The sequence below is a fragment of the Flavobacterium sp. genome (assembly GCF_027484705.1).
Lineage (GTDB): Bacteria > Bacteroidota > Bacteroidia > Flavobacteriales > Flavobacteriaceae > Flavobacterium.
Window position 1 is genome coordinate 45597 of sequence record NZ_JAIXSL010000004.1, and the last position, 14576, is coordinate 60172.

Genomic DNA, 14576 nt, shown 5'->3' on the forward strand with positions numbered 1-14576 from the left:
ATTTTCATTTTTTTCAGTTATAATTAAATCACCACTTTCAGCAGCCAGGTAATTTCGATTTCTTTCAATATCATTATATTGCTGAGGACTTATCCAAATAATATGTATTACATTATTATTCATAAGAAATATCATTTACAGGTTCAAAAACAGCTTCTACAGCTAAAGCATTTGTAATCCCTTTTGCCAGATTAACTTTTACCGTTGGATGAATAAAATTGCGTAGCTGGTTTTTATAAGTCATTGCCATAATTTCATTAGGCCAGACCATTTTTTTATATTCTACATCCATTGTAAAAATTGGACGCGGGCGCGAAAAATGATATAGTTTAGCTAATATTTCATTAAATTTTTTGTGACCATCAGTATTGACGTAGTTATATATTTTCCATGATGTTCTGTTTGATAAATTTTCAACACCATAGTCAAAAAAAATATATTTTAAACTATCACCGGTTTGAAGTTCATATTCCTGAGTATAACCATCAGGAAGCATAACCCCTTCATCAAATGCTTTTAAATAAGCAAGCCTACAAGTATCATCATCATCTTTTCTAAAAAACCAACTATGAATATATTTTAGTAAGCCCCCAGAGGTTTCAATAAAAAAATTTGATTTTAGGTTTTTATAAATAATTTTATTATACTCGCCTTCAGATAATTCAAAAGATTTTAGAAACAGATGTTTATAAAACGGATTTGTAGACATCACGAAAAATGAGTTAGTTCCATAAGCGTCCAAAGCATTATTTTCAAAATCTACAGATTGCACAAAAGAAGGATCAACCAACTGATCAACTCCAAAATTATTTTTAATAGCTTCAGAATTTGTTGATAAAAAATCGATTTCAATTTTTTGCTGAGTACTATAGTTTATATTTCGGATTGCGGTCAGTTTATCATTTTTTGCATCCTTAACAATCTCACAACTTAATTCAGTAATTGTTCTATGGTCAAACACACCTAAGCCTAAACCAGCATTAATAGGCGCTAATAATCTGAAAGTTAACTTTCCAGAAACAGGCGCAACGAATTCGTGCTCTAAACTGAACTTAACATCCGTTACAAGACTAGTTTGAGGCGTAATTTGGTATTCATAACGATAAGCATTATTTGTAAAACTCGGACGTTTTGATATGAATTCATTATTATCAATAAATAGTTGAAATGGAGCCATTCCATCAAAAGAACCAGTCTTTAAATCCTGTTCAGATATTGAACCTGTATAAAACGAAACGTTATCTAATCCAAATTTAAATTTATACTTTACTCCAGCCTCCACTGACGGATATTCAGGACACTCATAATAATTTCGGAGCGCTATTTCTTCAGTAGCAACACCACCTAATTCATAAGCCGCACGAAACTGTGCAGCAAAATAAACTTCAGATTCTACCCATCCGCTAGATTCACTAACGAAGTAATTTAAGTCACTACCAACTTTTATCCATGGCTTAACCTGACCAATCCAAAAGGTTTTAGAATAATCTGTTGAGAATCCAGGATCTAAAAAGGAAATAGTAGAAGGGTGAGAAAAAACAAATCCTTTTGAATTATAAAAACCCGTAGGCAAATCAGAAATAAAAGACGTAGTTTCGATTGGCGCAGTAACAACACTATCAGAAAACAGTTTTTTTGATTGTAATAATTTAAAATCAATAATAACACGCTTAAAAGGAGAAGCCACACTAATTATCGGATCAGTGGCTTTCATAGGCATCACTACGTTATTTATAACATCAACTTTTTGAATAAAATTACCATCAGGATCAAATTCGAAACATCCGTAATTAATCATTTCAGATTTCCTAGAAATACCGGTAACAAACCAATAACCACGAAAGCTATAAAGTGTAAAGCCATTAGATTTTAATATATCTTCCAACATCGTAAATACATCTTTATAACCATCATCTTCATCAAAATAATGATACAAAGGCACTGTAATATTCATCCAGTTATAAGATAAATTATCTGGGATTATACTCGGAGCAACTATAAGATTTTGATTTAATCCGGTTTCTTTTAATAACATTGACAATACTTTATACATCGGAATACGATTAAAATACCACCATTGATTTAGAACCCTATCCTTTAAAGATTGAATTCCATCAACTACTGTAAACTCAACAAAAAAACATCCGTTTTTATAAGGTTCTTTGTAGATGTCTGGCAACATAAAACCCTGCCAAATAAGTTCTTTTATCAAAGTAATAGGGTCGTTTGTAAACACTTTTACTTTATATCGACGTTCATCACCGGTAAATAAATGAAAGAAATGAGCATCATCTGCATCAGGAACAAGCATATTAAAAACCAGCTTTGAAATCATAAACTGACTATATATATCTTCATCTGAACCCCAACTTAAAACAGGTGAACCTTGTTGAGTATATTCCTCAATTAAAGGCAATGAATTATTATAAGTATCAATAACTTCGATTGACAACTGTTTTACATTCAATGGATTTAATAATGCGTTCATAATCCCGTTCTTTCTGATTGCCTATCAACTCTATTCATTAGAAGCTTTAAAGTTGTACCTTCAAGCTGAAAACCACCATCAATAAAAATTACTTGCGAACCATTATTCGTTAATTGATTATGTAAGCTTCTTTGCTGGCCGTTATTTAAAACCATTTCTCCACTATTAAGACGCGCTAAAATTTTATCACCATAAAATGACGAACCACCAACAATACCACCAAATTCAAATTTCGGAATTGTAGCAAAAGCAGCTAAAACACCACCAACAGCCGTAGCAATAAAAGCCGGTGTAGTAAATACCGCCAATGGTCCTGTAGCAGTTCCCGAAGCAGCAGCACCGGCAATAGATTGCGAAATTGCAGAAGCCAGCATCATAGCAACCAATTTTGTAATCGTTTGAACCAGACCACCTATAAAACCTTCAAAACCGGTTTTTGCTAACCCTAAAGAATCTACTATAGAAGTTGATAAATTAGCAAAAGCGCCAGCAACTGATTCGCCAACAGCTTCGCCGATTTCTGCTAATCTTTGTTGTGATGCGACTAAATCTTCTACAGCATTTTTTGCGACATCAAAATTCTCAACACCCTCAATCGCTTTAATCTTAATTTCAGTATTATTGATATTATCGGTTAAATCCTGATACTGCTGATCAGTTGTCGAAAATTGTTCCCGTAATTTTTCAAAATATGCCTTTTGATTATTGAGATCTTCCAAAGAAAATTGAATCGAAACAGGCGCTTCAAAATCACCTAATTTTGGTAATTCTGGCTTAGGTAGGTTAATAGGGCCTTTACCTTCAATCGCATCAATTTTCTTTTGAATTACATCAATCCTATCCTGGTATAATTGCCATGACTTATTTGTAGTAGAAACTTCTTTTTGAAGCTTTTGTAAATCCTCAATCTGACCCTCAAAGAAAATGATTGTACCAAACTTAACACCCGCAGCTTTAGCAATATCTTGTAATGTTACAGCAACTTCCTCATTCGACTTCGATACGTCTTTATTTTTTGCGATAAAAGCCGATAGAATATTTTGCAATTTTGCTAGTTCAGTATTTTCAGTTCCTAGATTTTCAGCAACTGTCAAAGCTGATTTTGCAGCATAAGTCATACTATTACCACCAGATAATAACGCATTAGAAAAGTTTTGCCATACTGAAGGCTTAATAGCATCAGTATTTCCTAACTGCAATTCGAGTAATTTCTTTTGAACGTCAACCAGTTTTTCTTCAGCAGCCTGAACTTTAGACTTTTGCAACAAAGCATCAGTATATTTTTTAACCGAATTCGCCGTTTGTTGAGTGTATAAATTTTCTAGCCTGATGTTTCCTAAAAGTTCAGGAGATAGTACATTAATCTTCTTTACAGCATCTTGACGCAACTCATCAGTCAAAGATTTGTTTTTCGCAATAGCTAAATTCTTTTGAAGTTCAGCAGATTCTGAAGCAACAGAATCAGAAGCTTTTTGTTGAATTTCTGCAAAGCTTTTTGTTGCATTGGCTAATTCAGTAAAACGCGAAGTAGAAATAATCGTAATTGCCGCAATAGTAGCTAAAACAGCAGCTATTGCCGTAAATGGATTAGCAAGAACCAAAGCTTTTAAAGCAGTTAAATTATCCTTTAACTGATTAAATTTTGATATTGTATTTGGAATTAATGTTAAAAGCGAACCAAAAATAGTAAGCATTGGACCAGTTGCCGCAGCAATACCCGCAACAGCGACAATAGTAGTTTTACTTTCATCAGATAAACTTGAAAAACCTTTGATGATTTCATTGACAATCTTAATACCTTTGGTAAAAGCCGGTATTAAAACCTGACCAAATTCAGCACCAGCTTGTTTTAGACTTTCCTGAAAAATTCGCATTTGATTAGCAGCACCGCCACCAGTACGAGCAAAATCACCCTGAGCATTTTTAGTTTGCTCCATGACATAAGCATAACGAAGTGTTACTTTATCAGCCTGCGTCATATCTTTAATTTGAGTTCGGATTCCTTTTGTAAGCGCAAATTGCTGTAAGTTTGCCTCAGTCATCACAACCCCTAATCTTTTTAAAGATTCCGTTTCACCGGTAAAAATTCCATTTAGAGCCGTCGTAGCCTCATCAATACCAATATTCTTAAACGAAGATAGATCACCAGCCAAACCAACCAATGACTTTGATAATGCCGCTGATTTTTCAACTGGCAATCCCATAGAAGTTGCCATATCACCAAACAAAGCAGCCATATCAAGCGCACTACCTTCGGCAATTCCAAAACTATCTAATGATGTTTTTGAGAATTCTTTAATTTTATCAGATGCAGAACCAAAAGCAACATCAACCTTATTTAAAGATTCGTTATAATCCGATGCGAATTTAATAGCAGCAGCACCACCTAAAAGAAGCGGCGCCGTAATATACAAAGACATGGATCTACCAAGCTTTTGCATATCATCACCAACTTTACCAATAATACGTAACGCCTTTTGAGTTTCAGTACTGAAACCACGTAAATCAGCAGTAAATTTGATGTTTATTTCAGCTAATGAAGCCACAGAAATCGGGTTTATTATTCCCGATAAAAGTAGTTTTGAGGTGTTCAGATTTAGGTATAAAGTTTGTACTTTATATAAAGAAAAACCCAGCAAAATAGCCGGGTTTTATTATAATTTAAAATTTTAGTTTTGTTGGTTTTCTGCTTTCTTTAGATCACGAAGTTCCCATCGTTTTTTACTTTCTTCAATTTCATCTAAATAACCAACAGAAAGTTTTTGAGTTACAGTTTCCCATTCAAAAGGGAAATATTCCTGTTCACTTATTTGCTCAGTTAAATACGGCTGAATGCATCGGTAAAAAATACATCTGGTCTGTAACCATGATTCACGCGATTTACTTTCTTCACGTTTATTAAAACCATATACAATATTATCAAATTGACGCGGCGTTAAACTGTAGAAATAATTAATCTGTAAACCTACATAACCACACGCAAAAGATTCAAGATCATCCCATGTTTCAGATTTTATTTCAACACTTTCGCCGCTTTCCGCTTTCCCGATTCACTGGATTTTGTAATAGGCATAGACGCATAAAAAGCTTCCATAATTTCCTGAAGCTTTAATGGATTTTCAAAGAGATACTTTTGACATTCATTTTTATCAAAGCTATTTTCGGCATCAGGATTTTCAATTACCGCAGCTGCAAAACAGATATCACTTATATAGGCATATGAACGTAGACTAAAATCACCAGTAGGAGTGATGAAAGAAGCAATTTTTTGACCTAAAGCCGTCATACCTTCCACTTCCCATAAATCTGAAATTTTGAGAAATGTAAAGAAATCAAATTGGAGCGCAAATTTATGCGCTCCAAATTCTATAATTACTTTTTTCATACTAAGGCGCCGGAACAAGTTCAACAGTATAATCACCGTTCCCTTTGAACGATGCGTCAAATGAAGTATTACCTTCAACCGGAGCGCCTAAAGAAGCTGATTCAATAAATGTATTTCCAGTGATAATTACATCGCCTTCTACGCCTGTTGTAAAAGAAACTTCTACTTCAGTTCCGGCTTTATGCAAATCAAGTAATGATTTTACATCCTGGTGTGTTGTTGAACCAACTGGTTTATTTGCAATCAAACCCTTTGAAGTCATGCTCCAGCTTAGGTTTGATGTCACACCAACTTCACCGTTGGTATCTTTGGTTGCAATACTTTCAATCTTCATATTTGAAGCGAAAGTACATTCTGTTGCATGATAAACCACTTTACCCGCAACTTTTAATCTAAGGTCTTTACCTTTGTAAATTGTTGATGCCATTAAATTGTTATTTTAAAATTAATAATTGAAACAAAAGAACCATCTTCATCATCGATATCCGGTTCTGTAGTAATCCATTCAAAATCAGAATGAGAGCGGATTACTGGCGTGATTGCATCACAAAAAGCAACACACTCATCATATTTTTCAGGGGTAAAAAAAACAGCTAACGAAACTAAAAAAGAAGAAGCATCTTTTGTCGCACCTGATTGTTCACGGATTCGATAAGTTGCAAAAGGCTCAGGCACATCACTATCAGCAGCAATTGGATATAATTTCCATGCATTATTAAATTGACCAACTACATCGGTAAACACTGATTGACCAATCAAAAAACTAAATAATAATTCACTTGCTTCTTTCATAATCTATCAATTCTACGCTGAATATATTTTGCAACTTTACTGGCAGATTCAGCTGTTACATTTCCATTTGTAGCCGCGTAAGCTTTTTTAAGGTAGAACCAACCCGGTACAAAACCTACTTTGTTATTCACACCTTTGCCCCTTATACGCTCTAAACTATTACGGTTACGTTTTGTTTTTTTTCGTTTATATACCTCATACTTTTTAGCATTTCGGTAAACATTATGGCCAGCTTCAACCATCGCTCCATACCAGCCATCATAATTTCCTTTTGCACGTGGACCAACATATATTGTCGGATTTATAACAGCCGCACCGCGTTTACCCGTAATCGTACCAATAGACCTTTTTAGATTGCCTGGTCTTATCATTTTCCGAGTACGTTTACCAGAAACTAAATGATCTTTTTCAGATACCGGCGCCAGTTCTTTTGCTTTCGAAACAGTAGCACTCGCAACAGACCTTAGAATTCCGAGTATCTCGGTTTTCTTTGCAGGATCTTTATCCAGTTGCTGAATTTTTCGCTTCAGCTCAGGAAAGCCTTTTACATCGATATGAAAGCCATCACTATTCATACAATTCAGTATATAACTTTAAATGACTTCTACGACCTAACGGCTCAACATGTGTAATCCTAAAACGAACTTCGCTATCAATAAGAACATAATTTTTACCATTGGCCACCACGTTTGCATTGTGGCGTATGATATAAATTCTTTTAACAGTATGCTTAATCTTTCCTTGCAATTCCTCAAACCCAGAATCACTTTCAAGTTTTGCCCAAGGTTTGCATATTTCATCATCAGCAGAAGAAACAGAACCAGTACCTGATTGTGACTTTTCAAGCTTTACAATCTTTACAATCCTATCCATCGTTCCAATAAAAGGCGCTCTATCCATAAAAATTATTTTTTGCGAATTTCGTTTTTAAGCTACTTTTGTATTGAAACTATATAAAGACATATCAGGTAATAAGAAAGGCTTCTACACGCCTTAATTTTAATTGTATCTTCTGTAAGGACGAAGTAAATTGTTCGATGCAGGATTATTACCCTGCTCACGATCTTCACGGCGCTCATAGTAATCAGAAATCAGAAGATTCATAGCCTGAATAATCGCTTTAGGACATTCAGCCAAAGCATAGCCCTGAACAATAGTTATTGTAATTGCATCTGGCCGATCTGCAACTTCAGGAGTTGACAAAAAACCAATCTCAAAACAATTGATCACGTTAGAAGATTTCAACTTATACTGATCAGCATCCATAATAACCGATTCTGTTTCACCAGCCGGAAAGTACACGACGCTTTCAATCTTTTCATTAGAACTTGCTTCAATTTCTTTCAGGTCGAAAGAATTCATTTTCAAAATCAATTTACGCCGACCGATTGCGCGCCCGATGTAATTTTCAGCAGCTGATTGCGCCGCATCAATATAAACCTGAATAATTTCATCTTCTTCAGTTATTGACGCTTCTATGCGTAATTGCTTCTTTGCTTTAACAAGTGTGATTAAACTGATTTCATCAGGAAACGGAATTATTGAAACATCTGTAACCATTGTTTTGAGATTAGATTTTTTTTATTGTTTTTTCAAAGCGGCTTTTGCTTTTTCAAGTTCACCTTTAGCAGTTTCCAAATCAGCTTTCAACTGTGTGTTTTCACCGGCAGCGGTTTCAAGTTCACCTTTAGCAGTTTCCAAATCAGCTTTCAACTGTGTGTTTTCACCAGCAGCGGTTTCAAGTTCACCTTTAGCAGTTTCCAAATCAGCTTTTAACTGAGTGTTTTCACCAGCAGCGGTTTCAAGTTCACCTTTAGCAGTTTCCAAATCAGCTTTTAACTGAGTGTTTTCAGCATCATTCACATTTTTATCAGCATTATTTTTGCCTTTTTGCTCAGATTTAAACTGTTTTTCTTCATCTGAAGTAGCCTCACGCGCATAACCAGCTTCAATGATTTCCTGCCCTTGTTTATCATCTACCACCACCATTTGCTTTTCACGATGCGGAAAACCAAACACAGCTAGTGGAAGTAAGGCAACAATTAAGATTTTTTTATTTGACATTGTTATAAATATTAAAGAAAAGCCCGAAGGCTTTTCTTAGTTAGACTTTAGTTTTATACGCTTAACCAGCTATTGATTGCAAATGCTTTTTTGTTCGCAACCTGAACATCAGCATCCATATTTACAACAACTTTCAAGCTGTTAGAATCAGCAGCCGATACAGGATCAACAACAAACGAAATACCACCCCATTGAACCACATACATTTGTGAGAAATCACCAAAAATCAAATGGTGTAATTCAGGATTACCACCCGCTTCAGCAATTGTAGGCACAAGCGAAGTTGCAACAGATTTATAACCACCGATTTTACCATCTTGCGATAAGAACAAACCAGAACCAGCATCTTTTTTAAGCGTCATCATTGATGCTTCCAAAACAGGATCAAGTAAATAACCCAAAGATTGTTCTGTAGAATCATTCTTTTTGATTAAACCTTGAAGTTCCGTTACTCTTGCCCAAGTCGCAGCAGCATCATCTGCTTGTGATGAAGTTAAAATTCCAGACATGTTAATCAACCCTGTAGGATCGTTTGCAAGTCCAGTACCTGAAATAGCAGCGCCATTCAAACATTTTGCGGCACCAGCGCCTAACATGTTCATAACCATCTGGCGAACAGGTAAAGATGATTGATTCAAAAGTCTGTTTGAAATCAACACAACAGCACCAGCACGTTTAGCAGATGCAACAGGACCAGTAATTGTTTTTTTCTGAGAAGAAATAGTTGCCGTTTCAGCATACCATCCGAAATCGTATTCTTCAACTACAGGCAAAGGCAATGGACCACCTTCAACACCAGTCAAAACAGTAGCACCCATTTGCTCTAAGAACAATTTAGGTAAGAAACCAGCAACAGGACGCGGTTGTTGATTAACCACCAATTGACCACCATAGTTACCTGAATCCTCAGAAACGGTTTGAGCAGATGCACGAACCATATCAGAAGGAATTGTAAAAGATGATGCAGGCGCAGATTTACCATTGGCACGCATTTCTTCAACAGCGATATCATGCACTTCTTTTTCAACACCATCAAAGTTTCCACTTGGAGCACTACGAAGCGCTTTAGAAAAGTCGAAATTAGCATACAATTTGCGCTTTTCTTGCTTTTCCGAACTATCACCATCAGGCGTAAATGATTTTCCGTCCTTTTGAGTTCGAAGATTTTCTTCCATTTGTTCTTCAATCTCAATTTCAGATGTAAGCCCTTCAATTTCAGTTTGAATCGCCCTGAATTGAGTAGTCTCATCTGGTGTCATTTTTCTTTTTTCGTCTTTAGCTTTCTGAGCCAAAGCAGTTTGAGCGTCAATTTTTGTCGAGCGCTCCTGTCTTAATTGAACAGACTTTTTCATCTATTTTAAATTTGAGTTAATAATAATTTGAGCCTCGACTTCATCCAGCTCAGTATCGTTATCGGTTCGAATTTCTTCGCCCGGATTTTCTTTTTTGTATTGGTCAAAGCTGCGTTTCGCAACTTCGGTATCAGGATAAGCTGGATAAGTTACCGGAGATACATCATACAGCCTTTTGTACTTCACAATCTCACGGGTTCCGATTTCTTCACCATCAGGCTCAGTCCAAGTTTGCGTTTCAACTTCGAAAGCAAAAGAAGATTGAGAAACATCACCACTAGCAATCGCATTAGCCAAATCTTTTGCATATTGGCGATCAGGTGTTGTATAACTATATTTCAATCCAATTTGATCAACAGAAAGTGTAAGCGTACCTTTTCCTTTTGAGCAACGAGCCAAAACATAGTTAGGATCATGATTAAACAAACAACGCACATCATCATTTAAAACTTCATCAAAAGCTCCAGGAAGGATTTTTTCACGAAATCTGTAATAATGTCCAATAATTGTTTCAGAATTGAACTTTGCAGCGTAACCTTCAATCACTGCCAAATCTTCTGTATTTGTTTCATCCATTCGAACCGCGCGAACTTCAGAATCAAAAAAACGGCGTTCAGCGCCTTCAATGTTTTTGATATAATCCTTATCCATTTCCCTTGTCTTTTAAATTGTCTTTTATTTGAGATTCTGTGAAAGTATTTACAGGTGTTAGGTATTCATCTAACATTATTGGTCCCGGATTGTAATCCTCAAATCTTCTAGCTTCATTTCTCGTAATGATACCAGTGAGCACTTGTCGCGATAAAGATTCCGAACGGGTTTTCATATCAGCACGTAGCAGTACATTCATATTTCCTTTTATAAAAAAGGATTTACGCTCAACATCGGAAAACAATTTTTTAGAAAACTCCTGTTCAAGATTGGTAACATAAGGCTGCATTGTATCAGAAACATGATCTAATGATTGCTGCTCGATATTATTATTTGTGGATTGCTGAAGTGATTTGATTTTATGTGGCGCTATGTTAAACCAGCGCGCAATATCTTCTACGGTAAATCGGCTCATTTCGATGATTTGAGCTTCCTGCGGCGTGATATTTATAGCTTTGAATTTTAAACCATCATCCAATACTACAATTCTATCAGGTGATTTTTCGGCCATTGCAGAACTCCACGCCGATTTTATTTTTTGCTTTGGTGTTGCTTCATTCGGTTTATCAGGATTACCATTTAAGGTTTTATCAGTTTCAATTACTCCATTACGAACACCTTTGTTCTCAAAATTTGTAATTGAAAATTGTTGAACTTCAATTGCTAAATTCATTTGCTGCGCCGCATAGGTTATAACACCAACGCCAACAAAACCGTTATGAGTAAAATTTTTAAAGTGCAGAACCTCAGATGATAAAAGCGGTTTATTATAACCACGAACATAATACAAAAGTTCACCATCAACTTTTTTAATATCAATAACATCATCCCAATCAATGAAGGTCAATTCTGTAATATCACCTTTGTAATTCGTTTCTATTTTTGAAAGCGAGTTCCCACGAAGCAACAAAGAAATTCCGGTTACTTTTTTCCAAATAAACGATGTCATAAACGGATTAGGCTCAGTAGATAAAAGCCAATCTACAGGATGCGCTTTATAACGTTCGCTGCCGTTTTCAACAACTTTATATACAAAAAATGGAATCTTAGCTATGTCATTACTAATCTGCTCAACAGCATTAAAAACAGCCGAAAGTTTTAAAGAAGATTTATAGTTAAGTGAAGAAGTTTTAGCCTTTGAATCACCGATAAAAAATGATGAGAAATCATTGAATAAAGAAACGTTTTCCGCGCTTCTTTGTTCACCTGAAGAAAACATCATTGAAAAAGCCTGATTTAAAGACATGGGTTATATAATATTAACCCTGTAAAAGTATTTTTACGGCTTTGCTACGAAGGTATAAAGTTTGTACTTTATAAGCGAGTTCAGATATTCCCTATTTTTAAAAAAAGATTCGATTCAAATATTTAGCTAAGTAATTAATCAACTTGAAAAATACAGTTTTATCAAGATGTTGCTGAAGCTCCCTTCGCGCCTTTAAATTTTCAAAAATTGAAACACATAAAGGCTGAGTATTAAAAGATTTTTTATTTTTATAGTACTCGATAATAATCATACGCTGATAAAAACCAAATAACAATTTATTCTTCATCTTTTGAATTTATTTTAGTTAGCTCAGATTTGATATAAAAAATTGCCGTTGCTATTTCAAATAAAATCATCAAAACAACTAAAGCATATCGAACTGGATTTTTAAAAAATTCAAACTCTAAAAGCCAAGACGTTGCGATAGCAACTAAAAAAGTAACGATTATTATATAAATTATTTTCATTTTTGTTTTTTTCTGTTATAATAATTAATGACATTTTTAAAAGAAACGTAATCAGAATATCGGTAAAAACCGAATAATTGAAAATGCAATTCGTTCACGCTATTAAAAGCGGATTCATAAGTTGTATGAGATGGTAATGCCTCATAATACATTTCAAAAAAACCTTGCCGAGCAGACAGGCGTTTCATGACTTCGGCTTCTTCTTCAAGCTTCTGAATCCGAAGACGCAATGCATTTTCTTCTGGTGTCATATATGTTGTTTGTTTTGGGATGAAAATTAATAACTTAACAATTAATTAATTATTTTGTTGCAATATTGGTATTTTGTTAACTACTAGATATTTAGATTGATTATTGATTTAACATTCGAAGGTTGTACCTTCCTTACTGTAATAACTTTCATTTGTATCTTCTGGAGGCGAAAGCGAACCACCTAAAGCCATAATAGACGCAATTATACCGTCGATGCGTTTGCCGTTCGCATGGCTCTTACCTTTTGAAATTCTGATATTTTCATTTGTATCTTCAATCTTCACACAACCTGAAAGCATCCATTCCATCACCGGATTACCTTCGTGGATGATTTCACACTTATATACCAAACTTTCAAAAGTTTTAGTAGGATGCGAATAATTCGGTAATGTTTGCGTGAACTCAGACAAATTAAATCCTTCATCATCTAAGCGGTTCACCAATGAACTGGAATTATATCGGTCAAATTCAATGCGTCTAATTGAATGAGACAAATAATGACTACGGATATAATCTTCAATAATTGCGTAGTCAACTTGATTACCAGGTGTTGCAATCATAAACCCAGAATCAACCCAATATCTATAAGGAACAGCATCTTCTTTACTACGTTTTTGAACTGTATCTTCAGGACAAAATAGAAAAACTTTTAGGTAGCGTTTATTTTCATCATCGGGTTCAGATAATATAGCAAAAGCAGTGATATCTGTAGTTGTAGATAAATCAACAGCCGCATAAGAACCAAACTGATGAAATTTTTCAATAGGCAAAGCCCTTCTTTCATTTGCAGTCTTAGCACCTTTGTTAAAATCACACATTTTCCAAATTTCAGAAGGAATCCAGATATTATTTCCATCAACCCACATGTTCAGAGATTTTGTTTTAAAATTTGGAATCTTTGACGGTTGGTTTTTTGCTTTTATAAATTCACGGCGTAAAAAATCGAGTAGTGTAGTACTATGCTGCAAATTAGGATTTGCTTTTTCCCAATTTTCTTCTAACTCCCAATCATCATCATCATCAAGCTGATGGATCATAATTAAAGTATGATCATCTACATTCAGACCGTTCAAAATATCTTTATAAGAATCTTCTGCATGCTTACAAACACTTTTTAAATTAAATCCAGCAGTGGTGATAATATATACTAAAGGATTTTCACGCGCTCCCATTGCAGATTCTAAAACCTCACGAACCCCATCATCTTTATGTGCGTGATACTCATCAATGAAAGCTACAGAAGGATTAAGACTATCAAGCGTTTTACTGTCACCACCTAAAAACCTGAAAACCGCAGACATTCTAGCGAAACGTATTTCACGCATCGTATTACGAAAACCTAACGTACGCAGTTTTAAAGATTTTTCAACGAAATTATAAGCTTGTTCCCAAAGCGTTTTAGCCTGAGCTTCTTTCGTAGCTCCTACATATATTTCCGCACCTTCTTCACCATCCATTGCCTCACAATACAAACCTAAACCCGATAATTGTGTTGTTTTACCGTTTTTACGGCCAACAGTTTCATAAACAAAGTTGATACGACGAAGTCCTGACCCTTTTATTTTCCATGCAAAAATATTGTATATTGTAAACTGCTGATAAGGCGATAAAACAAATGGTGCTTTCAATTTTGCTAATGGACCTTTTGTATGAACCAAATATCTAGGAAACCATTCAATAACAAACATTCCTTCTTTATGATCAAGATAAAAACCTTTTTCATCTGCTTGATCAATCCATTCAGAAAAGCGTTTTGCCGCTAGTTTTATGTATTTTCCACAAACGATTTTTCCATCTAATACATCCTGAGCGTATTGGAAAGGAACCGAAGATTTCATTTCATCAGAAATAATCATAG

At 35.0% G+C, this 14576-nt stretch carries 15 protein-coding genes; all 15 read right to left on the bottom strand.

Going from position 1 to position 14576, the window contains the following annotated elements:
• Positions 1-115 precede the first annotated feature (115 nt).
• Positions 116-2488, bottom strand: coding sequence for a hypothetical protein (locus tag Q0058_RS01075; RefSeq protein WP_298220809.1), 2373 nt, complete (start codon positions 2486-2488; stop codon positions 116-118).
• Complete coding sequence (locus Q0058_RS01080) at positions 2485-5034, bottom strand: hypothetical protein (protein ID WP_298220811.1); 2550 nt, start codon at positions 5032-5034, stop codon at positions 2485-2487. The genes Q0058_RS01075 and Q0058_RS01080 overlap by 4 nt, the downstream gene beginning before the upstream one ends.
• A gap of 467 nt (positions 5035-5501) precedes the next feature.
• Positions 5502-5873, bottom strand: coding sequence for a hypothetical protein (locus Q0058_RS01085; protein WP_298220813.1), 372 nt, complete (start codon positions 5871-5873; stop codon positions 5502-5504).
• Position 5874: 1 nt separating this feature from the next.
• A complete protein-coding gene (locus Q0058_RS01090; RefSeq protein ID WP_298220815.1) occupies positions 5875-6300 on the bottom strand; it encodes a hypothetical protein in 426 nt (141 codons plus the stop codon).
• Complete coding sequence (locus Q0058_RS01095) at positions 6300-6665, bottom strand: hypothetical protein (protein WP_298220818.1); 366 nt, start codon at positions 6663-6665, stop codon at positions 6300-6302. The genes Q0058_RS01090 and Q0058_RS01095 overlap by 1 nt, the downstream gene beginning before the upstream one ends.
• The gene (locus Q0058_RS01100) at positions 6662-7240 is read right to left on the bottom strand and encodes a hypothetical protein (protein WP_298220820.1); all 579 of its coding nucleotides are present in this window, start codon (positions 7238-7240) and stop codon (positions 6662-6664) included. The genes Q0058_RS01095 and Q0058_RS01100 overlap by 4 nt, the downstream gene beginning before the upstream one ends.
• On the bottom strand, positions 7233-7565 hold the full coding sequence (locus Q0058_RS01105; protein WP_298220822.1) for a head-tail adaptor protein: 333 nt from the start codon (positions 7563-7565) through the stop codon (positions 7233-7235). The genes Q0058_RS01100 and Q0058_RS01105 overlap by 8 nt, the downstream gene beginning before the upstream one ends.
• 99 nt (positions 7566-7664) lie before the next feature.
• The gene (locus Q0058_RS01110) at positions 7665-8225 is read right to left on the bottom strand and encodes a head-tail connector protein (protein ID WP_298220824.1); all 561 of its coding nucleotides are present in this window, start codon (positions 8223-8225) and stop codon (positions 7665-7667) included.
• 21 nt (positions 8226-8246) lie between these two features.
• The gene (locus tag Q0058_RS01115; protein WP_298220826.1) at positions 8247-8729 is read right to left on the bottom strand and encodes a hypothetical protein; all 483 of its coding nucleotides are present in this window, start codon (positions 8727-8729) and stop codon (positions 8247-8249) included.
• Positions 8730-8782: 53 nt separating this feature from the next.
• A complete protein-coding gene (locus Q0058_RS01120; RefSeq protein ID WP_298220828.1) occupies positions 8783-10081 on the bottom strand; it encodes a phage major capsid protein in 1299 nt (432 codons plus the stop codon).
• A complete protein-coding gene (locus Q0058_RS01125; protein ID WP_298220830.1) occupies positions 10082-10732 on the bottom strand; it encodes an HK97 family phage prohead protease in 651 nt (216 codons plus the stop codon).
• Positions 10725-11978 (bottom strand): phage portal protein, encoded by a 1254-nt coding sequence (locus Q0058_RS01130; protein ID WP_298220832.1) that lies wholly within the window; start codon positions 11976-11978, stop codon positions 10725-10727. Before Q0058_RS01130 ends, Q0058_RS01125 begins: the two co-directional genes overlap by 8 nt.
• Before the next feature lie 296 nt (positions 11979-12274).
• On the bottom strand, positions 12275-12466 hold the full coding sequence (locus Q0058_RS01135) for a hypothetical protein (protein WP_298220834.1): 192 nt from the start codon (positions 12464-12466) through the stop codon (positions 12275-12277).
• Positions 12463-12717: a hypothetical protein gene (locus Q0058_RS01140; protein ID WP_298220836.1), complete on the bottom strand. Its 255-nt coding sequence runs from the start codon at positions 12715-12717 to the stop codon at positions 12463-12465. The genes Q0058_RS01135 and Q0058_RS01140 overlap by 4 nt, the downstream gene beginning before the upstream one ends.
• A gap of 108 nt (positions 12718-12825) precedes the next feature.
• Complete coding sequence (locus tag Q0058_RS01145; RefSeq protein WP_298220838.1) at positions 12826-14574, bottom strand: terminase TerL endonuclease subunit; 1749 nt, start codon at positions 14572-14574, stop codon at positions 12826-12828.
• Positions 14575-14576: the final 2 nt, after the last annotated feature.